General features: G+C 70.0%; 20 protein-coding genes. 7 read left to right on the top strand and 13 right to left on the bottom strand.

The features are described from left to right. The 4 genes from K2X24_RS08855 to K2X24_RS08840 all read left to right on the top strand — a co-directional run. Nucleotides 1-1257: bifunctional 2-C-methyl-D-erythritol 4-phosphate cytidylyltransferase/2-C-methyl-D-erythritol 2,4-cyclodiphosphate synthase (locus K2X24_RS08855; protein WP_292496900.1), on the top strand; the 1257-nt coding region annotated here is incomplete at its 5' end. Continuing rightward, nucleotides 1254-1757, top strand: coding sequence for a CinA family protein (locus K2X24_RS08850; protein ID WP_292496898.1), 504 nt, complete (start codon nt 1254-1256; stop codon nt 1755-1757). The genes K2X24_RS08855 and K2X24_RS08850, both read left to right, overlap by 4 nt. Before the next feature lie 295 nt (nt 1758-2052). After that, nucleotides 2053-3840, top strand: a complete 1788-nt coding sequence (locus tag K2X24_RS08845; RefSeq protein ID WP_292496896.1) for an ABC transporter ATP-binding protein — start codon at nt 2053-2055, stop codon at nt 3838-3840. A gap of 184 nt (nt 3841-4024) precedes the next feature. Beyond that, nucleotides 4025-4357 (top strand): phosphotyrosine protein phosphatase, encoded by a 333-nt coding sequence (locus K2X24_RS08840; protein WP_292496894.1) that lies wholly within the window; start codon nt 4025-4027, stop codon nt 4355-4357. 3 nt (nt 4358-4360) lie between these two features. On the opposite strand, the gene K2X24_RS08835 is transcribed toward K2X24_RS08840, so the two are convergent. From K2X24_RS08835 to K2X24_RS08825, 3 genes are all read right to left on the bottom strand, one after another. Next, nucleotides 4361-4816: a type II toxin-antitoxin system RatA family toxin gene (locus tag K2X24_RS08835; protein WP_292496892.1), complete on the bottom strand. Its 456-nt coding sequence runs from the start codon at nt 4814-4816 to the stop codon at nt 4361-4363. A 7-nt stretch (nt 4817-4823) separates the two neighbouring features. Continuing rightward, nucleotides 4824-5786, bottom strand: coding sequence for a lipoyl synthase (gene lipA, locus K2X24_RS08830; protein ID WP_292496890.1), 963 nt, complete (start codon nt 5784-5786; stop codon nt 4824-4826). Nucleotides 5787-5915: 129 nt separating this feature from the next. Beyond that, nucleotides 5916-6200 carry a GlsB/YeaQ/YmgE family stress response membrane protein gene (locus tag K2X24_RS08825; RefSeq protein WP_292496887.1) on the bottom strand — a complete coding sequence of 95 codons (285 nt, stop codon included), beginning with the start codon at nt 6198-6200 and terminating at the stop codon, nt 5916-5918. Between the two features lie 410 nt (nt 6201-6610). On the opposite strand from K2X24_RS08825, the gene K2X24_RS08820 reads away from it, so the two are divergent. Continuing rightward, nucleotides 6611-7501, top strand: a complete 891-nt coding sequence (locus tag K2X24_RS08820) for an amino acid ABC transporter substrate-binding protein (RefSeq protein ID WP_292496886.1) — start codon at nt 6611-6613, stop codon at nt 7499-7501. Nucleotides 7502-7838: 337 nt separating this feature from the next. Here the strand turns inward: K2X24_RS08820 and lpdA are convergent, their stop codons facing one another. From lpdA to K2X24_RS08785, 7 genes are all read right to left on the bottom strand, one after another. Further along, nucleotides 7839-9278: a dihydrolipoyl dehydrogenase gene (gene lpdA, locus K2X24_RS08815; protein WP_292496883.1), complete on the bottom strand. Its 1440-nt coding sequence runs from the start codon at nt 9276-9278 to the stop codon at nt 7839-7841. Nucleotides 9279-9286: 8 nt separating this feature from the next. Further along, nucleotides 9287-9703 (bottom strand): DUF559 domain-containing protein, encoded by a 417-nt coding sequence (locus tag K2X24_RS08810; protein WP_292496881.1) that lies wholly within the window; start codon nt 9701-9703, stop codon nt 9287-9289. A 184-nt stretch (nt 9704-9887) separates the two neighbouring features. Next, nucleotides 9888-11360, bottom strand: a complete 1473-nt coding sequence (locus K2X24_RS08805) for a pyruvate dehydrogenase complex dihydrolipoamide acetyltransferase (protein WP_292496879.1) — start codon at nt 11358-11360, stop codon at nt 9888-9890. A gap of 45 nt (nt 11361-11405) precedes the next feature. Next, nucleotides 11406-11687: a DUF5076 domain-containing protein gene (locus K2X24_RS08800; protein ID WP_243914569.1), complete on the bottom strand. Its 282-nt coding sequence runs from the start codon at nt 11685-11687 to the stop codon at nt 11406-11408. A gap of 59 nt (nt 11688-11746) precedes the next feature. Continuing rightward, the gene (locus K2X24_RS08795) at nt 11747-13189 is read right to left on the bottom strand and encodes a pyruvate dehydrogenase complex E1 component subunit beta (protein WP_292496876.1); all 1443 of its coding nucleotides are present in this window, start codon (nt 13187-13189) and stop codon (nt 11747-11749) included. A gap of 100 nt (nt 13190-13289) precedes the next feature. Then, nucleotides 13290-14384 carry a pyruvate dehydrogenase (acetyl-transferring) E1 component subunit alpha gene (pdhA, locus tag K2X24_RS08790; RefSeq protein WP_292496874.1) on the bottom strand — a complete coding sequence of 365 codons (1095 nt, stop codon included), beginning with the start codon at nt 14382-14384 and terminating at the stop codon, nt 13290-13292. Nucleotides 14385-14526: 142 nt separating this feature from the next. After that, nucleotides 14527-14838, bottom strand: a complete 312-nt coding sequence (locus K2X24_RS08785) for a septum formation initiator family protein (protein ID WP_292496873.1) — start codon at nt 14836-14838, stop codon at nt 14527-14529. Nucleotides 14839-14916: 78 nt separating this feature from the next. Between K2X24_RS08785 and K2X24_RS08780 the strand changes: the two genes are divergently transcribed. Together K2X24_RS08780 and mntR are read left to right on the top strand one after the other, a co-directional pair. Continuing rightward, nucleotides 14917-15804 (top strand): LysR substrate-binding domain-containing protein, encoded by an 888-nt coding sequence (locus K2X24_RS08780; protein ID WP_292496871.1) that lies wholly within the window; start codon nt 14917-14919, stop codon nt 15802-15804. Between the two features lie 103 nt (nt 15805-15907). Then, nucleotides 15908-16360 carry a manganese-binding transcriptional regulator MntR gene (gene mntR, locus K2X24_RS08775; protein ID WP_238280835.1) on the top strand — a complete coding sequence of 151 codons (453 nt, stop codon included), beginning with the start codon at nt 15908-15910 and terminating at the stop codon, nt 16358-16360. Between the two features lie 195 nt (nt 16361-16555). Here the strand turns inward: mntR and K2X24_RS08770 are convergent, their stop codons facing one another. Genes K2X24_RS08770 through K2X24_RS08760 form a run of 3 tightly spaced genes read right to left on the bottom strand, consistent with a single transcriptional unit; the run spans nt 16556 to nt 23285 of the window. Beyond that, on the bottom strand, nt 16556-17473 hold the full coding sequence (locus tag K2X24_RS08770; protein WP_292496870.1) for a transglutaminase family protein: 918 nt from the start codon (nt 17471-17473) through the stop codon (nt 16556-16558). Then, on the bottom strand, nt 17470-19989 hold the full coding sequence (locus K2X24_RS08765) for a circularly permuted type 2 ATP-grasp protein (RefSeq protein ID WP_292496868.1): 2520 nt from the start codon (nt 19987-19989) through the stop codon (nt 17470-17472). Before K2X24_RS08765 ends, K2X24_RS08770 begins: the two co-directional genes overlap by 4 nt. Continuing rightward, nucleotides 19986-23285 carry a DUF2126 domain-containing protein gene (locus K2X24_RS08760; RefSeq protein WP_292496866.1) on the bottom strand — a complete coding sequence of 1100 codons (3300 nt, stop codon included), beginning with the start codon at nt 23283-23285 and terminating at the stop codon, nt 19986-19988. Before K2X24_RS08760 ends, K2X24_RS08765 begins: the two co-directional genes overlap by 4 nt. Between the last annotated feature and the right edge of the window lie 116 nt (nt 23286-23401).

Below are 23401 nucleotides of genomic sequence, written 5' to 3'. Positions count from 1 at the left end.
GTCGCGGCCGGTCGCGGTATCCGCATCGGCGGCGACACCCCGAAGCAGTACCGCCGCGTCGGCGGCCAGGCCGTGCTGACCCGGACGCTGGCGGCCCTGGCCGCCCATCCGGGCATCGCCCGCATCCAGCCCGTGATCGCGCCGGACGCCGCCGACTTCTACCGCGCCTGCCTCGACGACCTCGACGCCGCGACCCGGGACAAGCTCGCCGAGCCGGTCCCCGGCGGGGCCACCCGGCAGCAATCGGTCCGCGCCGGGCTCGAGGCCCTGGACGGCGCGGACGCGCCGGACCTCGTTCTCGTCCACGACGCCGCCCGCCCACACGTGGACCGCGCGCTGATTGAGCGTGCGCTGGTGGCCGGGCGCGACCACGGCGCCGCCGTGCCGGGCATCGCCGTCACCGACACCATCAAGGTGGTGGAGGATCTCGGCGACGGCACCGGGCGGGTTCGCGAGACGCCGGCGCGCGAGCATCTCCGCGCCGTGCAGACGCCCCAGTCCTTCGCCTACGGCCCCTTGCGCGACGCCCACCGCCGGGCGGCAGGAGCCGATCTCCACGCCTTCACCGACGACGGGGCCCTCGCCGAATGGGCCGGCCTCGCCGTCGTCGTGTTCGAGGGCGACCCGCGCAACCGCAAGATCACCCAGCCGGCCGACCTGATCGAGGCCGATCGCGGCTTCTCCGGCCAAACCCCCGACGCCCTGAGCGAGGCCCATCCCATGACCACCTACGTCACCCGCCTCGGCACCGGCTTCGACGTCCACGCCTTCACGGAAGGCGACCATGTCTGGCTCGGCGGCGTGAAGATCCCCGCCGACCGGGGCGTGCTGGCCCATTCCGACGGCGACGTGGCCCTGCACGCCCTCACCGACGCGCTCCTCGGCGCCATCGCGGACGGCGATATCGGCACGCACTTCCCGCCGAGCGACGAGCAGTGGCGCGGCGCCTCGTCCGATCGCTTCCTGGCGCACGCGGTGGAGCTGGTGCGGGCGCGCGGCGGCAAGATCGACCATCTCGACATCACGGTCCTGGCCGAAGCGCCCCGGATCGGCGCCCATCGGGAGGCGATCCGCGCCCGCATCGCCGAGATCGCGGGCGTGCCGCTGAGTTCGGTCTCGATCAAGGCGACCACCACCGAGAAGCTCGGCTTCGTCGGCCGCGCCGAGGGCCTCGCCGCCCAGGCCGCCGCGACCGTGCGGCTGCCGGAGGCCGCCCCCCTGAACGCCGCCGACGAGACGGCCGAGCGCCGCGCGTGATCGACGATCCCGCCCTGCTCGCCCGTGCGGAGGCGCTCGTCGCCGCCTACGCGGCGGCGGGGCTGACGGTCGCCACGGCCGAATCTTGCACCGGCGGCCTCGTCGCCGGACTGCTCACCGCGATCCCCGGCTCCTCGGCGGTGGTCGAGCGCGGCTTCGTCACCTACTCGAACGCCGCGAAGGCCGAGTGCCTCGGCGTGCCCGCCGACCTCATCGCGGCGCAGGGCGCGGTGAGCATGGACGTCGCCCGCGCCATGGCCGAGGGCGCCCTGTCGCACGCGCGGGCCGATGTCGCCGTGGCCATCACGGGCATCGCCGGTCCCGGCGGCGGCAGCGCGGACAAGCCGGTCGGCCTCGTGCATTTCGGCCTGGCCGCGAAGGGCGCGGGGGTACGCCACCTCGAGCGTCGCTACGGCGATCTCGGCCGCACCGAGATCCGCCGGCAGGCGGTGGGCGATGCGCTGGGTCTGCTCGAATCGGTCCTCGTACCGACGTCTTGAAACCGACACGCTCGATCGTCAGGTTCCGAATCACGGCGCGTCGTTGCGCGCCGGGTTCGCCCGCGATCCATTGGGGAGGCTGCATGACATCGGTATCGTTCGCCTCCTCAGTCCGTCCGCGCTCCGCGCATCTGCCCGCCCGCCCGCGCTCTTCGCGCCTGCCGGCCTGACGCCGCCGCGCGCCCGAGCGCGCCGCGCCCGTCCCCTCCCCGCACCTCTTTGAATCCTCGGCCGGTCGCCCGCGCGTCCGCGCCGTCCACGGAGTCGGCGCCCGCTCCGCGCCGTGATCGCATCCATGCTCCTCGACCGCCTGCACGGCGCGGAGGCCTACCGGGCCGTCCTCGCCTTCCTCGTCCGCCAGTGGCGGACGCGCCTCCCCCTCGTCGCCGGTGTCGTCGCGGCGATCGTCGGCGCGACCCTCGGCGACGTGTTCCTGCCCCTGTTCGCCGGACTGCTGGTCGACGCGCTCTCGGTCGCCGACCGCATGGCGGCGCGCGGGGATGCCCTTCTCGCCTTCGCGGCGATGGCCGGGCTTGGCCTCATCACCCTGGGCCTGCGCCACGTGGCCTGGGCCCTGGTCGTACCGCTGACCCTCTCGACCATGCAGGCGGTGGCGCAGGCCGGCTTCCACCGGGTCCAGCGCCTCTCGACCGACTGGCACGCCAACAGCTTCGCGGGCTCCACCGTGCGCAAGGTCTCGCGCGGCATGTGGGCCCTCGAAGGGCTGAACGACACGCTGCTGCTGGAACTGCTGCCGGCCTTCACGGTGCTCCTCGGCACCATGATCCTGCTCGGCCTGCAATGGCCCGTGATGGGGCTGGTGATCGGCCTCGGCTCGCTGGTCTATCTCGGCATCGTGGTGATGCTCGCAACCCGGGTCATCGCGCCCGCGGCCCAGCTCTCCAACGTCTGGGATTCGCGCCTCGGCGGTGCGCTCAGCGACGCCGTCGGCGCCAACGCGGTGGTGAAGGCCTTCGGGGCCGAGGCCCGTGAGGATGCGCGCCTCGCCCGGCTGCTCGGCAAGTGGAACCGGCGCACCCACCGGACCTGGATGCGGATCACCTGGAGCATCACGGCGCAGTTCGCGCTGCTCCTGGTGCTGCGCACCGCCATCGTGGGCACGGCGCTCTGGCTCTGGTGGACGGGGGCGGCGAGCCCCGGCGACGTCGCCTACGTGCTGACCACCTACTTCGTGGTGCACGGCTACCTGCGCGACATCGGCAGCCACATCAACCGGGTCCAGCGGGGCGTCAACGAGATGGAGGAACTCGTCGCCCTCGAGGCCGAGCCCTACGGCGTCGCCGATCGGCCGGGCGCCACGGCGCTCGCCGCGACGAACGGCGACCTGCGGTTCGAGCACGTGACCTTCCACTATGCCGGGCACGAGACGCCCCTCTACCGCGACCTCTCGGTGCACATCCCGGCCGGGCAGCGGGTCGGCCTCGTCGGCCGCTCGGGCTCGGGCAAGACCACCTTCGTCAAGCTGGTGCAGCGCCTCTACGACGTCACCGGGGGCTGCATCCGCATCGACGGGCGCGACGTGTCCGGGGTGACGCAAGCGTCGTTGCGCGCGCACATCGCCATCGTGCCCCAGGAGCCGGTGCTGTTTCACCGGTCGCTGGCCGAGAACATCGCGTATGCGCGCCCCGGCGCTTCGGCGGAGGCGATCGCGCGCGCCGCGCGCCTCGCCAACGCGCACGACTTCATCGCCCGCCTGCCCCAGGGCTACGCCACCCTGGTGGGTGAGCGCGGCGTCAAGCTCTCGGGCGGCGAACGCCAGCGGGTGGCGCTCGCCCGTGCCTTCCTGGCCGATGCGCCGATCCTGATCCTCGACGAGGCCACCTCGAGCCTCGATTCGGAATCGGAGGCGCTGATCCAGGAGGCGATGGAGCGCCTGATGCGCGGGCGCACGGCCATCGTCATCGCGCACCGGCTCTCCACCGTGCGGGCCCTCGACCGCATCCTCGTCTTCGAGAGCGGCCGCATCGTGGAGGACGGCAGCCACGACGACCTGCTGGTCCGGCCGGAGGGGCGCTACCGCGCCCTGTTCGAGCGCCAGGCCGGCGGGGTGGTGAAGGCGTGATACTGTTTTCGGTCGATGGCTTCGGTCTGCGTGCGCGCTCCGTGCTCCCTCTCCTGGAAGGAAAGGGTTGGGGAGAGGTGTGTGACCTTTCCGGATGGGGCACGCCCCTCACCCCAACCCTCTCCCAAACGGGAGAGGGGGCCCGTCCCGACCAAGACGACCGAAGCGATCAACCGGAGCTGGCGTGAAACGCGCGCGGCGCGTGCTCTTCGTGTGCAGCCGAAACCGGCTGCGCAGCCCGACCGCCGAGCAGGTGTTCTCGGACTGGCCCGATCTGGAGGTCGCCTCGGCGGGGACGGATGCCGCGGCCGACGAGCCGGTCTCGGCGGAGTGGCTCGCCTGGGCCGATCTGATCGTGGTGATGGAGAACCGGCACCGGGCGCTGCTGCAGCGCCGCTTCCGCGCGAGCCTGAAGCACGCGCGCCTCGTTTGCCTCGACATCCCCGACGTCTATGGCTTCATGGACCCGGATCTCGTGCGGCTGTTGCGCGCCCGCGTGACGCCGCACCTGCGCTGACGTTCAGGCGGCGCCGTAGACCCGGTTCGCCCGCGCCTCGAAGGCGTCGGTGAACTTGCGGAAGGCCCGGTCGAACATCGTGCCCATGAGCATGCCGAGGGTGCGGCTCTTGAATTCGTAGGTGATGAAGAAGTCGACCGTGCAGCCCCCGCCGTCGCCCGCCTTGAAGTTCCAGCGGTTCTCCAAGTGGCGGAACGGGCCGTCGATGTATTCGGCCACGATGCGCAGATTCTCGGGATCGAGGGTGACGCGGGTGGTGAAGCGCTCGCGGATCGCCTTGTAGCCGACGCCCATCTCGGCCACGAGCACCTCCGTGCTGTCCGCTCCCGGCTGGCGCCGGAGCACGCGCAGGGATTCGCACAGCGGCAGGAAATCCGGGTAGCGCTCCACGTCGGCCACGAGGTCGTACATCTGGCGCGGCGAGTGCCGCACCGCGCGGTTGATCCGGAATGAGGGCATCGAGACTCTAGGCGTTGGCGATGCGGGCGAGACGGGCCGCTTTCAGCTTTGCGAAATCCTCACCGGCGTGGTGGGAGGAGCGGGTCAGGGGCGTCGCCGAGACGAGAAGGAAGCCCTTGGTGTAGGCGGTGGTCTCCAGGCCCTTGAACTCGTCCGGGGGCACGAAGCGCACCACCTCGTGGTGCTTCTTGGTCGGCTGGAGATACTGGCCGATGGTCAGGAAGTCGACATCGGCCGAGCGCAGGTCGTCCATGAGCTGCACGACCTCGTTCCGCTCCTCGCCGAGGCCCACCATGATGCCCGACTTGGTGAAGATGGTCGGGTCGAGTTCCTTGACCCGCTGGAGCAGACGCACCGAATGGAAGTAGCGCGCGCCCGGGCGGACCGTGAGGTAGTTGCCCGGTACCGTCTCCATGTTGTGGTTGAACACGTCGGGCCGGGCCGCGACCACGACTTCGAGGGCGCCGGGTTTGCGCAGGAAGTCCGGGGTCAGCACCTCGATGGTGGTGGCGGGGCTGCGCGCCCGGATCGCCCGGATGGTGCGGGCGAAGTGCTCGGCGCCGCCATCGCCGAGATCGTCGCGGTCCACCGAGGTGATGACGACGTGGTGCAGGCCGAGCTTGGCCACCGAATCCGCGACCTTGTCGGGCTCACCCGCATCGAGGCCCTCCGGCAGGCCGGTGCGCACGTTGCAGAAGGCGCAGGCCCGCGTGCAGGTGTCGCCCATGATCATGAAGGTGGCGTGCTTCTTCTCCCAGCACTCACCGATGTTGGGGCAGCCCGCCTCCTCGCAGACCGTGACGAGACCGTGCTCGTGCACGATCTTGCGCGTGTCCTCCCAGCCCTTGGAGCCCGGCGCCTTCACGCGGATCCAGTCGGGCTTGCGCTGGATCGGCTTGTCGGGCCGGTGCGCCTTCTCGGGGTGGCGCGGACGCTGATCGTTGCGAAGGAGGTCGAGGACGACGGCCATGACAATCCACGGGATTCGCCCGGGAGACGCCGGCGCGTGTCAACGACTTAAGCCGTGACGCCCGCGACCGCAAACCCGCCGCGACGGGATGGCGCGACAGGGGGCACGGTTCGTCAGGCGCCCTATCGATCAGTATCGGCGCCCGGCGATCGCCCGGTAGATGGTGATGATGATGACGGCGCCCACCGTCGCCGAGATCAGGTTGCGCCAGAACCCGAAGACCGGGATGTGCAGCTTGTGCGCGAGGTAGTTGCCGAGCAGGCCGCCGAGGATGCCCATCACGATGTTGGCGATGAGCCCCATATTCGCCGCCGTGAACCGCTCGGCGAGCCATCCCGCCAGCGCCCCGATCACGATCGCCATCAGAAAGCCGACGCCGGGTTGACCCATGGCGCCGTAGACGTGTCCGTCCATCGTGATTCTCCCCAGAGCGGGTCCCGGCCCGCATCCCCCAGCGGGCTCAGATGCCTTTGGCGCCGTTCGGATTCAACCGCGCGCGCCGGATCTCCCGCGACATCTTTGCGACGCGCGTTTCGGGCTTGCGCGATCGACCCTCGGAAAGTCCGCTTCGGGCCATTCGTCAGCAACGCCGATGGCGACCTTCGGGACATGCCTATCGAAGCGTATCCCACCCCAATCTCAGGAACCGAGAAGGTCGTGCTTGCCGCGCTCGATCCCGAATGCGCTGCCATCGACGTCATCAGTGATTCAGTTCGTGTGCGGCGGATGACATCGCCTTCGTATCGATTTGATCCAGCGCAAGGCCGATTTGAGCAATTGGTCTCAGAGCAAACCTCAATACCAAAATGCTTGAGGAGGCAGAGATGTCCTATCGAAAACAAGTTCGTTGTTTCGTGATAGGCATCGCCCTGCTTGCCGTATCGGGATCTTTGCAGAAATCGGCGCGATCCGAAGATCTGAGTGGGACGCTCAGGAAGGTCAAGGAGGCCGGATCCATCGTCATCGGGCACCGCGAAGCGTCGATTCCGTTTTCCTATCTCGATGAAAACAAGCGGCCGGTGGGATATTCCGTCGATCTATGTCTCAAGATCGTCGATGAAGTGAGGGCCGCACTGCAACGTTCCGAGATTGCCGTGCGATATGTCGCGGTCAATCCTCAGAATCGAATTCGGATGGTCGTGGATGGCCATGTCGACCTCGAATGCGGATCCACGACGAATACGCTCGCCCGTCAGCAGCAAGTCGATTTCTCGGCGGTTTTCTTCACGACCGGGACACGTTTGCTGACTTGGAAACGGGACGGCATCAAGGAGATCGAAAATCTTGTCGGTAGAACAATCGCCGTCGTCGGCGGTTCGACAAACGAAAAAGCCGTCAAGGCGCTCGTCGACAACGGGATTGTCGAACGCGCGGCCGTTCTGAGCGTGAAGGACTATGCCGAAGGTCTCGCGACCCTCGAAACGCGGAGGTCGGATGCGTTTGCGACGGACGACATCGTTCTCTTCGGTTTGCTCTCGAAGTCCCCCAAGCACAGCGAACTCGAGGTGACGGGCCGGTTTCTCACCTACGATCCCTACGGGATCATGTTCCGCCGTGATGATCCGGAATTCCGCTTGGTCGTCACGAAAGCGCTCGCGGGGGTTTTCCGTTCGGGCGATGCCGCACGTCTCTACGCCAAGTGGTTCGACCCGATGTCTGTCCCGCTCAGCCCATTGCTGAAGGCGGGTTTCGCGCTGCAGGCCATTCCCGAATGAGCGACCCTTCCCGCCGAACCGGCTGGTCGGCGGGAGGTGCGAACCGATCTCATTCCACACGGAGCGTCCGCTTCCGCCGGACCTTTCCGGGATCAACCCGTCGACGGGAGAAGCCGACGACATCGCGGCTCCATACGGGTCGGTCGCCGCTCACACATTCGCCGTCGTGAGGCTTCCGATCTCCGGCGTGTTTCGGCCCTCGACGAGAACCGGTCACGCGTGCCGCGCGCGAAGGGGCATGAACCAGTCTGACGCGGCCGAACGGATCATTGTCCGAAGGATCGATTCACGTGAGCGTCGGTACCCCTAAGCCTTTGTTTCGGATGCGGTTTTACGATTAGGTGTGGATCACCTTGCCATACGCATCCAGCACGCTCTCGTGCATCATCTCGCTGAGCGTCGGGTGCGGGAAGACCGTGTGCATCAGGTCTTCCTCGGTGGTCTCCAGGTTCATGGCGACGACGTAGCCCTGGATCAGCTCGGTGACTTCGGCGCCGACCATGTGGGCGCCGAGGAGCTGGCCGGTCTTGGCGTCGAAGACGGTTTTCACGAGGCCGTCCGGCTCGCCGAGCGCGATGGCCTTGCCGTTGCCCGCGAAGGGGAAGCGGCCGACCTTGACCGAAAAACCCTGCTCCTTGGCCTTGGCCTCGGTGAGCCCCACGCTCGCGATCTGCGGCTGGCAATAGGTGCAACCGGGGATCTTGGCCTTGTCCATGGCGTGGGTGTGCAGCCCCTTGATCGTCTCGACGCAGAGCACGCCCTCGTGCTCGGCCTTGTGGGCGAGCATGGGCGGACCGGCGACGTCGCCGATGGCGTAGATCCCCGGCACGTTGGTCCGCCCCAAGCCGTCGGTGACCACGATCCCGCGCTCGATCGCGACGCCGAGTTTATCGAGGCCGATCCCCTCGATGTTGCCGACGACGCCCACCGCCGAGATCAGCTTCTCGGCGCTGAGCTGCTGGGACTTGCCGTCGCCGGTCTCGATGGTCGCCGTGACGGCGGCGGCGGATTTCTCCACCTTCGTCACCTTGGCGCCCGTGAGGATCTTGATGCCCTGCTTCTCGAAGCGCTTGCGGGCCAGCCCGGCGATCTCCGCATCCTCCACCGGCAGGATCTGCGGCAGGAGCTCGATCACCGTCACCTCGGCGCCCATGGTGCGGTAGAACGAGGCGAACTCGATGCCGATGGCGCCCGAGCCCATGACGAGGAGCGATTTCGGCATCGTCTCCGGCACCATGGCCTCGTAATAGGTCCAGATCTGCTTTTTGTCGGGCTCGATGCCCGGGATCGCGCGGGGCCGCGCGCCGGTGGCCACGATGATGTGCTTGGCGGAATACGCGCCCGCCGCCAGGGCGCCCTTCGGGGCCGGCGCGCGGGTGGTCTCCTTGACCGTGACCTGGCCCGGCTGGTTGCCCTTGGCGGCCGCCGTGATGGTGGCCTCCCCCCAGATCACGTCGACCTTGTTCTTCTTCAGCAGCATGCCGACGCCGCCGTTCAGCCGGGTCGAGACCCCGCGCGAGCGCTTGACGATGGCGGCCGTGTCGAACCCGACCTTCTCGGCCGACAGCCCGTAATCGGCGGCGTGCTGCATGTAGTGATAGATCTCGGCCGAGCGCAGCAGCGCCTTGGTGGGGATGCAGCCCCAGTTCAGGCAGATGCCGCCGAGATGCTCGCGGTCCACCACGGCGGTCTTGAAGCCGAGCTGTGCCGCCCGGATCGCCGCCACGTAGCCGCCGGGGCCGGCTCCGATGATGAGGATGTCATAGGTATCGGCCATGTGCGCTCCTACGCCCCGCGTTCGGCGGGGCCATGGGTCGGGGATGGGATGATCGCGAGGGCGGCGTGGACCGTCTCGAGGACGTCGTCGACCCGCTGCATCACGTCGGTGTTCGTGACGCGCAGGACCCGGTAGCCGCTCTCGTTCAGGTAGGCGTCGCGCCGCGAATCATAATCGACTTCACGTGCGTGTGTGTGATGTCCGCCATCGACCTCGACGATCAGTCGTTCAGCCAGGCAGCAGAAATCGGCAACGTAGGGACCGAGCGCGACCTGACGCCGAAAGTGCGATCGTGCGAGGGAAAGACGATGCCGGAGATGCCACCAGAGCCGCTTCTCGGGTTCCGTCATGCTCGTGCGAAGGATGTTCGCATGCGACGCCGCGCGTGGTGTGATCGCTTTCCTGGAATGCTCGTTCCAGGACATCACCGATGTCCACCCGTGTCCGCCCGCGCGACGGCCCATCGACCAAGCGCTTCCCTCCCCCTTGCGGGGAGGGTCAGGGTGGGGGTGGTGCAGAAGGCACCGTGACCGATCCATCCGACCCCACCCCCACCTCCGGCTCCTCCCCGCAAGGGGGAGGAGAGGTGCGCGCGGCTCGATGTGTCGCTCACACCAGCATCCCCATCGGGTTCTCGATCAGCGCCTTGAACGCCGAGATCAGCTCGGCGCCGAGCGCCCCGTCGAGCACCCGGTGGTCGCAGGACAGCGTCGCGGTCATGACCTGCGCGACGGCGGGGGCCCCGTCCCGCACCACGACGCGCTTCTCGCCCGCACCCACCGCGAGGATCGAGGATTGCGGCGGGTTGATCACCGCCGTGAAGTGCTTGATGCCGAACATGCCGAGGTTGGACACCGAGGTGACGCCGCCCTGGTATTCCTCGGGCTTCAGCTTCTTGGCTCGTGCGCGGGCCGCGAAGTCCTTCATCTCGTTGGAGATGGTGGAGACCGTCTTCTGGTCGGCCCGGCGGATGACGGGCGTGAACAGGCCGCCGTCGATGGCCACCGCCACGCCGACCTCGGCGTTGTCGAAGCGCAAGATGCGGTCCTCGGCCCAGACGGCATTCGCCGCCGGCACCCGCATCAGGGCGAGGCCCATCGCCTTGATGACGAAATCGTTCACCGAGAGCTTGAACAGCGGCTTGCCGTCCTTGGTCGTACCGGCGCTCTTGTTCAGCTGCTCGCGCAGGGCCATCAGCGCATCGAGCTCGCAATCCACCGTCAGGTAGAAGTGTGGGGCCACCTGCATCGCCTCGGTGAGGCGCTTGGCGATGGTCTTGCGCATGCCGTCGAGGGGCACTTCCTCGTAGGTGCCCTTGGCGTAGAAGCCCCGGACCTGATCCGTGGTGAGCCCGCTGGCCTTGGGCGGAGCGGCCGGCACCGGGGCGGCCTTCGGGGCTCCGGCGGGCTGCGCGGCTTCGGCGGGCTTCGGCGCGGCAGCCGGGGGGGCCTTGCCGGTACCGGCGGCGAGCGCCGCGCGCACGTCGCGCTCGATCACCCGGCCACGGGGGCCGGAGCCTGTCACCACCGCCAGGTCGACGCCCTCCTGCTTGGCGATGCGGCGGGCCAGCGGCGAGGCGAAGACGCGCCCACCCTCGGCCCCGGGGGCCGACGCGGCGCCGGCAGTCTCCGCGCCCTTGCCGCGATCGGGCTTCGCGCCGTCCGGCGCCGCGTCGACGCGGGCGTAGGACATCGTCCCGCCGCCTGGGGTCGCGTTCTCGGCGGAAGCCTCGGCCCTGGCGTCCGCCCTCGGGGCTTCGGTCTTGGGAGCCTCGGTCTTGGGAGCCTCGGCCTTGGGAGCTTCGGCGCCGCCCGGGGCCTGGATGCTGGCCGGGTCCTCGCCGTCCGCCGCGATGATCGCGATGAGGTCGTTCACCGGCACGTCGGCCGTGCCCTCGGCCACCAGGATCTTGGCGAGCACGCCCTCGTCGATGGCCTCGACCTCCATCGTCGCCTTGTCGGTCTCGATCTCGGCGAGCACGTCGCCGGATTTCACCGCATCCCCCTCCTTCTTGAGCCACTTGGCGAGGTTGCCCTTCTCCATCGTGGGCGACAGGGCGGGCATCAGGACGTTGATCGGCATGGGGTGAAATCCTGATCGTCAGCGGGCTAGGTCGGGGGGCGGCGGTCAGTTCAGAATCGGGGCGTCGGGGTCGAGGCTCTCGGCTTCGAAGCCGGCGCTGATGCGCGCGAAGGCTTCGTCCTCGGCCATCTCCGTCTCCAGCGCGTAGACCCGCGCCGCCTGGCGGGCGAGGTCGGCCAGAAGACGGCCCCAGGTCGCTGGATCGTCGAAGGACCGGCGCAGGGCGATGCTCACCGCGCCGTCGACGACGCTGGCGCGAAGCACCTCGATGCCACCGTTCTCGATGGCATCCGGCGGGGCGGAAAGTTCTTCGAATTTCTGGGTCATCATCTCGTCTCCGGTCTCTCCCCGGCAGGGGGAGAGTTGGAGGTGAACGCGTGCGGGCCTCAGCGGTAGCAGACCGCCTTCACCGCCTCGATGACCTCTGCGACGTTGGGCAGCGCCAGCTTCTCGAGGTTGGCCGCATACGGCATCGGCACATCCTTGCCGGTGACGCGCAGGACGGGGGCGTCGAGGTAGTCGAAGGCGTCGACCATCAGCCGGGCCGAGATCTCGGCGCCGATACCCGATTGCGGAAAGCCCTCCTCGACGGTGACGCAGCGGCCCGTCTTCTTCACCGATTCCACCACCGTGTCGGTGTCCATCGGGCGCAGGGTGCGCAGGTCGATCACCTCCGCCTCGATGCCCTCCTCGGCCAGCGCCTGCGCCGCCTTGAGGGCGTAGGTCATGCCGATCGAGAACGACACGATGGTCACGTCCTTGCCGGTGCGGTGGATGCGCGCCTTGCCGATGGGCAGCACGAAGTCGTCGAGCTTCGGCACCGGGAAGCTCTGGCCGTACAGGATCTCGTTTTCGAGGAAGATGACCGGGTTCGGGTCGCGGATCGCGGCCTTCAGCAGGCCCTTGGCGTCCGAGGCGGTGTAGGGCGCGATGACCTTGAGGCCGGGCACGTTGGAGTACCAGGCCGAGTAGTCGTGGCTGTGCTGCGCGCCGACGCGGGCGGCCGCGCCGTTGGGGCCGCGGAACACGATGGGGCAGCCGAGCTGGCCGCCGGACATGTAGAGGGTCTTGGCCGCCGAGTTGATGATGTGGTCGATCGCCTGCATGGCGAAGTTGAAGGTCATGAACTCGACGATGGGCCGCAGGCCCGTGAAGGCCGCGCCGACGCCGATGCCGGCGAAGCCGTGCTCGGTGATCGGGGTGTCGACCACCCGCCGCGCCCCGAATTCCTGCAGCAGCCCCTGCGTGATCTTGTAGGCGCCCTGGTACTCGGCGACCTCCTCGCCCATCACGAAGACGTCGTCGCTCCGGCGCATCTCCTCGGCCATCGCGTCGCGCAGGGCCTCGCGGACGGTCGTGGTGACCATCTCGGTGCCCTTCGGAAATTCCTCCATCACCGGCGCGGGCGCCTTGTTGGTGATGGTGGCGGGCGCCGCCGGGGCCTTCGGCGCGTCTTCGCCGGTCTTGGCGCTCGGGGCGGGCTTCTCCGCCTGGCCCTCGGCCTGCATGTCGGGCGCCGGGGCGGGTTGGGCGGAGGCCTCCGGCTTCGGGGTGCCGCCGCCGGCGGAAGCCGCCGAGACGTCCTCGCCCTCGGCCGCGATGATGGCGATCGGCGTGTTGACCTTCACGCCCTCGGTGCCTTCCTCGACCAGGATCTTGGCGAGCACGCCCTCGTCGATGGCCTCGACCTCCATGGTCGCCTTGTCGGTCTCGATCTCGGCCAGCACGTCCCCGGATTTGACCGGATCACCCGCTTTCTTCAGCCACTTCGAGAGCTTGCCCTCCTCCATGGTCGGAGAGAGGGCGGGCATCAGGATGTCGGTCGCCATGAAATACTCGTCGATCGAGGATGAGGCGGTCAGCCCGTCGGAGGCAGGGGCGCAGCCGCTGGCGCGGCGTGCGCGCCCGGCCTCCGGCGCGTGATGGGGCTCAGGCGCGGGCTTCCAGCAGGATGTCGGTCCACAGCTCGGCCGGATCCGGCTCGGGATCGTGCGTGGCGAACTCGGCGGATTCGTTCACGGTCTCGCGCACCTTCGCGTCGGTGGCCTTGAGATCGGCCTCGGGCACGCCGTGCATCTCGATCAGGCGCTTGCGCACCATCTCGATGGGGTCGTGCTCCTCGCGCATCTTCGAGACTTCGTCCTTGGTCCGGTACTTGGCCGGGTCGGACATCGAGTGACCGCGATAGCGGTAGGTCTGCATCTCGAGGATGTAGGGGCCCTGGCCTGACCGGGCGTGCTCGATCGCCCGGGTCGCGGCCTCACGCACGGTGCGGACATCCATGCCGTCCACCTGCTCGCCGGGGATGCCGAACGAGATGCCGCGCTTGGAGAAGTCGGTCTGGGCCGAGGCACGGGCGACCGACGTGCCCATGGCGTAGCGGTTGTTCTCGATCACGTAGACCACGGGCAGCTTCCAGAGCTGCGCCATGTTGAAGCTCTCGTAGACCTGGCCCTGGTTGGCGGCGCCGTCGCCCATGTAGGTCAGGCTGACGTTGCCGTTCTTCCGGTAGGCGTCGGCGAAGGCGAGCCCGGTGCCGAGGGAGACCTGGGCGCCGACGATGCCGTGACCGCCGAAGAACTGCTTCTCGCGGCTGAACATGTGCATCGAGCCCCCCTTGCCGCGACTGTAGCCGCCGCGCCGACCGGTCAATTCGGCCATCACGCCCTTCGGGTCCATGCCGCAGGCCAGCATGTGGCCGTGGTCACGGTAGCCGGTGATGACCTGATCGCCCTCGACGGAGGCCATCTGCATGCCGATCACGACGGCTTCCTGGCCGATATAGAGGTGGCAGAAACCGCCGATCAGGCCCATGCCGTAGAGCTGGCCGGCCTTCTCCTCGAAGCGCCGGATCAGCAGCATCTCGTGATAGGCGTGGAGATCTTCCTCACGGGTGAACTGCGGCGCGTTCGGGGCCGGCGCGTGGGTCTCGGCCGCACCTCCGGACTTCGCCCCCGCGGAGCGCTTGGCTCCCGCCCGGCTCGTATCGGAGGCGGCTTGGCCTGCATCCTTCGCGGCATCCATCGGCAACTCCCCGGGACCATCTGTTCACCCGGGGTTCTAGGGCACGCCTCCGGGGAAAGCGAGGCCGCCGGCCCGACAGAACGGGGAAGTTGTCAGTTGCGAAGCCCCTGCGTCGGCGAAGGGTTTTGCCCTCTGGGCGGCCTTACGGATCGATGATCACGACGTCGTTGGCGTGGACGCGGCCGAGCATGACGCGGGCGCGCTCCTCCAGCAGGTCGCGGTCGATCTGCTCGCTGCGCAGGAGGGCGACGCGGTGCTCCCAGATCGCTCGGTCGGCCTTGGCGGCCGTGAGCTCCTGGTTCAGCGCCCGCGCCTGGATCTTGAGGGCGCGCTTCGCCTCGAGGCCGCGGTTGCCGCTCTCGGCCTGATGCACGAAGTAGCCCACGACGAGGCCCGACACGGCGTAGAGGCCGAGGGGCATCAGGACAGCACGGACGCGACGACGAACCACCATGCCGGCAGGATGCGCGCACAGGGTTAAGAAAGTGCTGACGCCGCGGGGAGACACCGCCATGCAGAAGGGCCCACGTCGATGATGCGCTTCGACCTCGTCGACCTCTCGCTGTTCCGGCACGTGGTGGAGGCGGGCTCGATCACCCACGGCGCGGGGCGCGCCAACCTCGCGCTGGCCGCCGCCTCCGTGCGCATCCGCGCCATGGAGGAGACCCTCGGGGCGGCACTCCTCACGCGCGGGCGCCAGGGCGTGGTGCCGACGCCGGCGGGGCGCTCGCTCCTCGCCCATGCGCGCGGGCTCCTCGAGCGCATCGACCGCATGCAGGAGGATCTGGCCGCGTTCTCGGGCGGCACGGTGGGGCAGATCCGCCTCGTCTCGAACACCAACGCGCTCACCGAATTCCTGCCCGAGGTCCTGAGCGCCTTCCTGGCGCGTCAGACCGGCGTCAGTGTCGACATCGAGGAGCGGACCTCGGACGAGATCGTGGGGCTGGTGGCGGAGGGCTCGGCCGATCTCGGCATCGTGGCCGGCACCGTCGATACCGGCGCGCTGGAGACCTATCCGTTCCGGCAGGACCGCTTCGTCATGGTGGCGGCGACCGGGCACCCCCTGGCGGGGCGGACCTGCGTAGCCTTCGCGGAGGTGATCGAGCACCCGCTGGTCGGCCTCGACCGGACCAGCGCCCTGACCCGCTTCCTCGCCGACAAGGCCGCGCGCACGGGGCGCCCGCCCATGCGGCTGCGGGTGCAGCTGCGCAGCTTCGACGCGATCTGCCGGCTGGTGGCCTGCGACGTCGGCCTCGGCATCGTGCCCGAGACCACGGCGGCGCGGGCGGCCCGCACCATGCCGCTGGCGATCGTGCCCCTGGAGGATGCCTGGGCCCTGCGCGACCTCACCATCTGCGTGCGCGACCTCGACGCCCTGCCCCGCTTCACGCGGGATTTCGTGGCCCAACTCCGGGGCTGATCCGGCTTTCGGGCCCCGGGGGGCTCCCATCCGGGGCCGCGCTTGGCTACAACCCGGCTCGGGCGCCGTTCGGCGCGCCGAACGGGGGGAGTTCGCCGGCCAGATGCAGGATTCGACCTCCTCCGCGCCCGATACGGCCCTCGTCGACCCCGACGTCCACGTGGAAAGCTTCCGGCAGGCCCGCGAGGCGCGCCGCCTCGAACTCGTGGAAGATTACGTGGAGCTGATCGCCGACCTGATCGGCGACGGCGGCGAGGCCCGCCAGGTCGACATCGCGGCCCGGCTCGGCGTCGCCCAGCCCACCGTCGCCAAGATGCTCAAGCGCCTGGCCGAGGACGGCCTCGTGCAGCAGCGGCCCTACCGGGGCGTGTTCCTCACCGAGGCGGGCCAGGCCCTGGCCGTGCAGAGCCGCGAGCGCCACCGCATCGTCGAGCAGTTCCTGTGCGCCCTCGGCGTCAGGCCCGAGATCGCGCGCCGCGACGCCGAGGGCATCGAGCACCATGTCAGCGCCGAGACCCTGGAGGCGTTCCGGCTCTTCACCGAGCGGATGGGCTGATCCAATTTTTGCTTGAATGCTTCGGTCTGACGGCGCGCGACGCGCCCCCTCTCCTGAAAGGAGAGGGCTGGGGTGAGGTGTGGTCCATCTCCGGAAAGATCACACACCTCACCCTGTCCCTCTCCCGAAGGAGAGGGGACCCGCGCCAGAATGCGAATGGATCAGCCCGATAAACGTATGAGGCGCGGAGCCTCTTCAGGCGGACGCGGCGAGCGCGGTCTCCGTGTGCTCGGGCATGGGCTCGCCGTCCGGTACCACGTCGACCTCGACCTTGAGCTTCTGCGGACCGGAGGCCGAGACGATGCCGTCGATGGGCGAGACGTCGGTGTAGTCGCGCCCCCGCGCCACGACGATGTGGTCGTCGCACATGCCGATGCCGTTGGTGGGGTCGAGGCCGATCCAGCCCTCCCCGCACCAGACCGAGACCCAGGCGTGGCTGGCATCGGCGCCGCGCAGGCGCGGCCGACCCGCCGGAGGGATGGTGCGCAGGTAGCCGCTCACGTAGGCCGCCGGCAGGCCGAGGCCGCGCAGGCCCGCGATCATGATGTGGGTGAAGTCCTGGCAGACCCCGGCCCGCAGGGCGAAGGCCTCCGCCAGCGGCGTGTGGACGGTGGTGGCCTTCGAATCGAAGGTGAAATCGGCCCGGATGCGGCGCATCAGGTCGACGGCTCCGCCATAGGCGCTGCGGCCGGGGGGGAAGCTCGCCCGGGCGTAGTCCGTCACCGCAGGCACCAGGGGCACGCGCACGCTGGGGAACTGGAAATGCACGGGCCGTTCGGGGTCGAGCCCCTGCCCCGTCACCGCGCGGTCGCGCACCGTCTCCCAGGCCGGGCCGGATTCCGGCGCGGGCAGCGGATCGCGCTCGACGCGGACACGCGAGAGGGCCTCCACCCGCAACTCGGTATGGGGCGCGTCGATCGTCACCGAGACCACGTCAAGGCCGAAATAGTCGCGCCGGACCACCCGCAGGCTCGGGTCCGGGCTGATGGTCAGGGCGCTCTCCAGCACCGTCTGGCCCTCGCCGTCGCGCGGTCGCAGGCGCAGGGCGCAGCGCGCGAAGCGCACGGGCCGCGTGTAGCGGTAGGTGGTGAGGTGGCGCAGCGTGTAGATCACGCGAGTCCCACGAGCTTTTCCGGGCGCAGGGCGTGCGGTCCGTTGGGAAAGTAGCGGGTCGCGATGGCGTCGGCGAGGCGTTCCACCTCGTTCTCCAGGCGGGTCAGGGCGGCGCCGTCGAATTCCGCCGCCTCGCCGGTGGCGAACTCCGCCGCGAGCCGGGAGGCGAGACGCTGGTGCGGTTCGGGCAGGCCGTCGGCCCGCAGCACCGGCAACTGGCCGAGATGCCGGGCGATCGCCTCCACCTGGAAGGCCACCGAGCGCGGGTTGAACGGATCGAGCAGCACCATGTCGCGCACGGGATCGAGGGCGACGCCCTGGAGATAGCGCGCGCCGAACGAGACGTGGGCGTCGCAGAGCGACAGCATCACGCCGAGATCCTCCGCCGTGGCCGCGTCGCGGGCAAAGCGCGTGGCGAAGCTGAGGGTGTTGATCGCCCGCTCGATGCGCCGCCCGAGATCGACGAAGTGCCAGCCGGCGGTGCGGTTCATGTTCTCCTGCGCGAGGCCGGAGAGGGCCGCGATGTGGCTGAGGGCCCGCTCGGCGAGGCCGAGCAGCTGGGCCTCGGGCAGGGCCTGGGTCGCGTCGATCTCGAGAAGATCCCGGAGGTCGGCCAGCGCCCGCCACGCCTCGCCCGAGAGGCGCTCGCGCAGGGTGGCGGCGTTGGCCCGGGCCGACAGGCTGTGGCGCAGGGCCGAGCCGTAGGCGTCGCGCCCGCTCAGAGCCTGCTGCGCCAGGGTGGCGGTCGGCAGGTCTGGCGCCTCGATGGCCCCCCATTCGTCGAGGAGCGCGCGGATGCGCAGAGCCGTCGGCGCCTTGGCGTCGCCCGCCATGTCGGCGATCACGGCCGAGCCGACGCTGCCGAGATGCGCGATGACGAGGCGGATCACCGCCTCCGCCCGCTCCACGTAGCGCCCGAACCAGAATAGGTTGTCGGCGGCCCGCGACGGCAGGTGCCCGGCGATCCGCCGGACCCGGGTCGAGCCGGGCTGGATCAGCGAGACCGCCTCGACGGGATCGCGCGACAGGATCCAGACATCGGCCGACTTGATGCCGGCCCGCATCTCCAGGGGTTCGACGTCGGGCCGCTCCGAGATGCGGCAGAACCCGCCCGGCATCACGCGCCAGCCCTCCGGCGTGGCCGCCGCGAAGACCCGCAGCACGAAGGGGCGCGGCACCAGCCGCAAGGCGCCGCCCGTGCGGTCCCAGGCCGGCATGGTGGCCAACGGCATGGTTTCCTGGGCGACGTAGTCGAAGGGCCGGTCGCGCAGGGCGGCGAGGAGGTGGTCCCGCTCGGCATCGAGGGCGTGGGGCGCCAGGATCGCGTCGCGGACGGCGCCCTTCGGCGGGGTCGCTACCGGGCGCAGGCTCAGGGCACCGAGGTTGTCGCGGACTTCCGCCAGGCCGTCCGGATCGCCGCACCACCAGGTCTTTGGGCCGTCGAGCCGGAGGTCCCGCCCGAGGAGGTGCCGGGCGATGTTCGGCAGATAGGCGGCGAGCGCCCCGGATTCGAGGATGCCGGAGCCCGGCATGTTGCCGACGACGAGGCTGCCGTTGCGCAGGGCCTCCACGAGGCCGGGCACGCCGAGGCGCGAGGCCGGGTTGAGTTCGAGGGGGTCGATGTAGTCGGAATCGATGCGCCGCCAAAGCACGTCCGCCCGCTTGAGGCCCGACACCGTGCGGATGTGCAGGGCGCCGTCCTGCATCACGAGGTCGTCGCCCTCCACCAGGAGCAGGCCGAGGTAGCGGGCGAGCGCGGCTTGCTCCACGTAGGTCGAGCTGAACACCCCGGAGGTGAGCAGGCAGATGCGCGGGTCGCTGCGCTCGGCCCCCACGGCGAGGCCGTCGCGAAAAGCCTGGAAGAAGGCCGCAAGGCGTTCCACCTGCAGGTCGGCGTGCAGGTCCGGGAAGGCGCGGGTGAGGACGAGGCGGTTCTCCAGGGCGTAGCCGGGCCCGGAGGGGGATTGGGTGCGGTCGGCCAGCACCCGCCAGCGCCCGTCGGGACCGCGGGTGACGTCGGCGGCGTAGAGCTTGAGGAAGCGTCCGCCGGGCGGCGTCACCCCGACGAGGGGGCGCATGAATTCGGGGCTGCCCGCCACGGCGGCGGCCGGCAGCAGCCCCTGCGCCACGAGGCGCCCGTCGCCGTAGATGTCGGCGAGGATCGATTCCATCACCCCGGCCCGCTCGACGATGCCGGCGCTCAAGGCCTCCCAGTCGTCCTGCTCGATGACCAGCGGCAGGGAGCCCAGCGGCCAGGCATGCTCGCGCTTGTCGCCGTAGATCCGGTAGGAGATGCCGGTGTCGCGGATGCGCCGGACCGCCGAGACGAAGCGGGCTCCGATCTCCAGTTCGTCGAGGGCGCCGAGGCGGTCGAGGAAGCGCGGCCACGCACCCTTAGGCCGGCCGTCCGCATCCATGAACTCGTCCGGCACCCCTGCCTGCGGCCGGTAGGCGGAGGTCCAGCGCGCGAGGCGCTCGGCCCGACCCTGAACCTCCCCTGCGGCCGCCTCGGTCATGGCGCGGTCGCGCCCGGGGGCGTGTAGCCCGGGGGCACCGGCGTACGCAGGTCGAGGGTCATCGGGAACTCCCGGTTGAGTTCTTCCACGGGCATCGCGACCGGGCCGGCGGTGTGGCCGTGCGGCTGGAAGCGGGCGAGGCGGCGCCCCTCCGCCTCGTAGGTGTTGACCGGGAAGGTCTCGTAGTTGCGCCCGCCCGGATGGCTGACATGGTAGCGGCAGCCGCCCAGGGACCGGCCGCTCCAGGCGTCCAGGATGTCGATGGTCAGCGGCGAGTGCGCGGGAATCGTCGGGTGCAGCGAGGAGGCCGGCTGCCAGGCCTTGAAGCGCAGGCCCGCCACCGCCTCGCCGGAGGTGCCGGTGCCGGTCATGGGCAGGCGCCGGCCGTTGCAGGCGATGATGTGCCGGCCGGGCACGTAGCCCTCGACCTTCACCTGCAGCCGCTCCACCGACGAGTCCACGTAGCGCACGGTTCCCCCGATCGCGCCCTCCTCGCCCAGCACGTGCCAGGGCTCCAGGGCCTGGCGGAGTTCGAGCTTCACGCCGCCCTGCTCCACCGTCCCGAAGACGGGGAAGCGGAACTCGCGCTGCGCCACGAAGGCCGCCGGGTCGAAGTCGTAGCCGGCCCCCCGGAGGTCTTCCAGCACGCCGAGGAAATCGGCCCACAGGAAGTGGGGCAGCATGAAACGATCGTGCAGGCCCGTGCCCCAGCGGACACAGCCGCCCTCCTGCGGCTCGCGCCAGAGCCAGGCGACGATGGCGCGCAGGAGAAGCTGCTGCGCGAGGCTCATGCGCGGGTCCGGCGGCATCTCGAAGGAGCGGAACTCGAGGAGTCCAAGTCGGCCCGTGGGGCCGTCCGGCGAGTAGAGCTTGTCGATGCAGATCTCGGAGCGGTGGGTGTTGCCCGTCACGTCCACGAGGATGTTGCGGAAGATGCGGTCCACGAGCCAGCGCGGGATGTTGGGCGCGTCGGGTTTGGGCACCTGCGCCATCGCGATCTCGAGCTCGTAGAGCCCGTCGTGGCGCGCCTCGTCCATGCGCGGGGCCTGGCTCGTCGGGCCGATGTAGAGGCCCGAGAACAGGTAGGACATCGCCGGGTGGCGCTGCCAGTACAGCACGAGGCTCTTCAGGAGGTCGGGCCGGCGCAGGAACGGCGAATCGTCCGGCGTGGCGCCGCCCAGCACCACGTGGTTGCCGCCCCCGGTCCCGGTGTGGCGGCCGTCGGTCATGAACTTCTGCGCGCCGAGGCGGGTCTGGCGGGCATCCTCGTAGAGGTCGGTGGTGATCCGCACGGCCTCCCGCCAGGACGGGGCCGGGTGTACGTTCACCTCGATCACGCCGGGATCGGGCGTGACCTTGATGACGTTGAGGCGCGGATCGAAGGGGGGCTCGTAGCCCTCGATGTGCAGGGGCTGCTTCAACTCGGCGGCGGCCGCCTCCAAGTGCCCGAGGAGTTCGAGGTACTCGTCCACCCGCTGCAGCGGCGGCATGAAGACGTGCAGGATGCCGTTGCGCGGCTCCACCGCGAAGGCCGTGCGCACCGCGACCCCGGTGACGCCCGAGCCGTTGACGGTCCGCGTGCCCGGATGGCCCTCGGGCAGGGCCGGCCGCTCCTCCAGGGTGTCCTGGGGCTGGTAGTAGGGGTAGTGCTCCGGCGGCACGTAGGGCAGCGAGGAGAGCGGCAGGCGGTAGCCGACGGGTGAATCGCCCGGCGTGAGGAAAGCGTGGCCGCGCCGGAACTCCCAGGGCTCCGAGATCCAGGCCCGCTCGGCATCGCCGTCCTTGCCGGTGGGCAGGCTTGCCAGCGGCAGCGCGTAGCCGGCCGCCTCCCCCAGGCCCCGCTCGAACACCCGCGCCATCCGGGCATTGGCCTCGGGGTTCGGGAAATGCGGCTCGGCGGTGGTGACGTTGACGGGTAGCTCGTCGCGCTTCTCGGTCCAGTAGACCGGGTCCTCGAAGGCCGGGAACACGTAGGCGCCGAGGCCCAGGCGCCGGGCGACGCCGTCCATGAGGTCCTTGGCCCTGTGGATGGTGGCGTCGCGCGGGCCGTCCTCGGCGGCGATGAGGTCGGCGTCCTTCCAGACCGGAACACCGTCCCGGCGCCAGTACAGGGCGAAGGCCCAGCGCGGCAGGCTCTCGCCCGGATACCACTTGCCCTGGCCGTAATGCAGCATGCCGCCCGGCGCGAAGCGGGTGCGCAGGCGCCGGATCAGCTTGTCGGCGAGGCCGCGCTTGGTCGGGCCGACGGCGGCGGCGTTCCATTCGGCCGACTCGAAGTCGTCGATGGAGACGAAGGTGGGCTCGCCGCCCATGGTCAGGCGGACGTCCTGCTCGGCGAGGTCGGTGTCGATGCGGTCGCCCAGCGCGTCCATCGCCGCCCAGACCTCCTCGGAGAAGGGCTTGGTGATGCGAGGCGCCTCGGCCACGCGGGTCACCGACATCTCGAAGCCGAACGTGACCTCGGCCGGCTCGGCCAAGCCCGCGATCGGCGCGGCGGAGGCGTAGTGCGGGGTCGCGGCCAGCGGGATGTGGCCCTCGCCGCAGAGGAGGCCGGAGGTGGCGTCGAGGCCGATCCAGCCGGCGCCGGGGAGGTAGACCTCGGCCCAGGCGTGCAGGTCGGTGAAGTCGGTGCTGGTGCCGGCCGGGCCGTCCACCGCGGTGGTGTCGGGGATGAGCTGGATCAGGTAGCCCGAGACAAAGCGGGCGGCCATGCCGAGGCGGCGCAGGATCTGCACCATGAGCCAGGCGGAGTCGCGGCAGGAGCCGCTCTTGAGCGTCAGGGTCTCGGCCGCACTCTGGACCCCGGGCTCCATGCGCACGCCGTAGGTGATCTCGCCCGCCACCTGGGCGTTGAGCGCCACCAGGAACAGCACGGTGTTCGTCTCGGTGGGCAGCCGCTCCAGGAAGGCGTCGACCTCCGGGCAAAGGGCGTCGTCGAGGACGAGGTAGGGCTTCAGCTCGGCGGTGAGATCTTCCGCGTAGGCGAACCCGCGCGTCTGGGCGTAGTCCTCCACGAAGAAGTCGAATGGATTGATCACCGACATGTCGGCGATGAGGTCGACCTCGATCTTCAGCTCGGAGGTCTTTTCCGGAAACACCAGCCGGGCCAGCCAGTTGCCGTTCGGGTCCTGCTGCCAGTTGATGAAGTGGTTCTCGGGCAGCACCTTCAGCGAATAGGCCGGCACGGCGGTGCGCGTATGGGGCGCCGGGCGCAGCCGGATCACCTGCGGGCCGAGGGAGATCGGCCGGTCGTAGGTGTAGTGCGTGACGTGGTGCAGGGCGGCTTTGATCGACACGGGGGCTCCCGCTGTAGCTGGACAGGGCGCCGGGCGCGAAGGGCGCGCACCGGCGGCGGAGAAACGGGGCACCGCCCTGCGGTGTCCCGGAGGAAGCTTCGCTATGACATACGCGA

The organism is Methylobacterium sp. (assembly GCF_019750675.1).
Taxonomy (GTDB): Bacteria; Pseudomonadota; Alphaproteobacteria; order Rhizobiales; family Beijerinckiaceae; genus Methylobacterium.
Note: the sequence above shows the minus strand (reverse complement) of the source record. Positions and strands in the feature narration are given on the sequence as shown.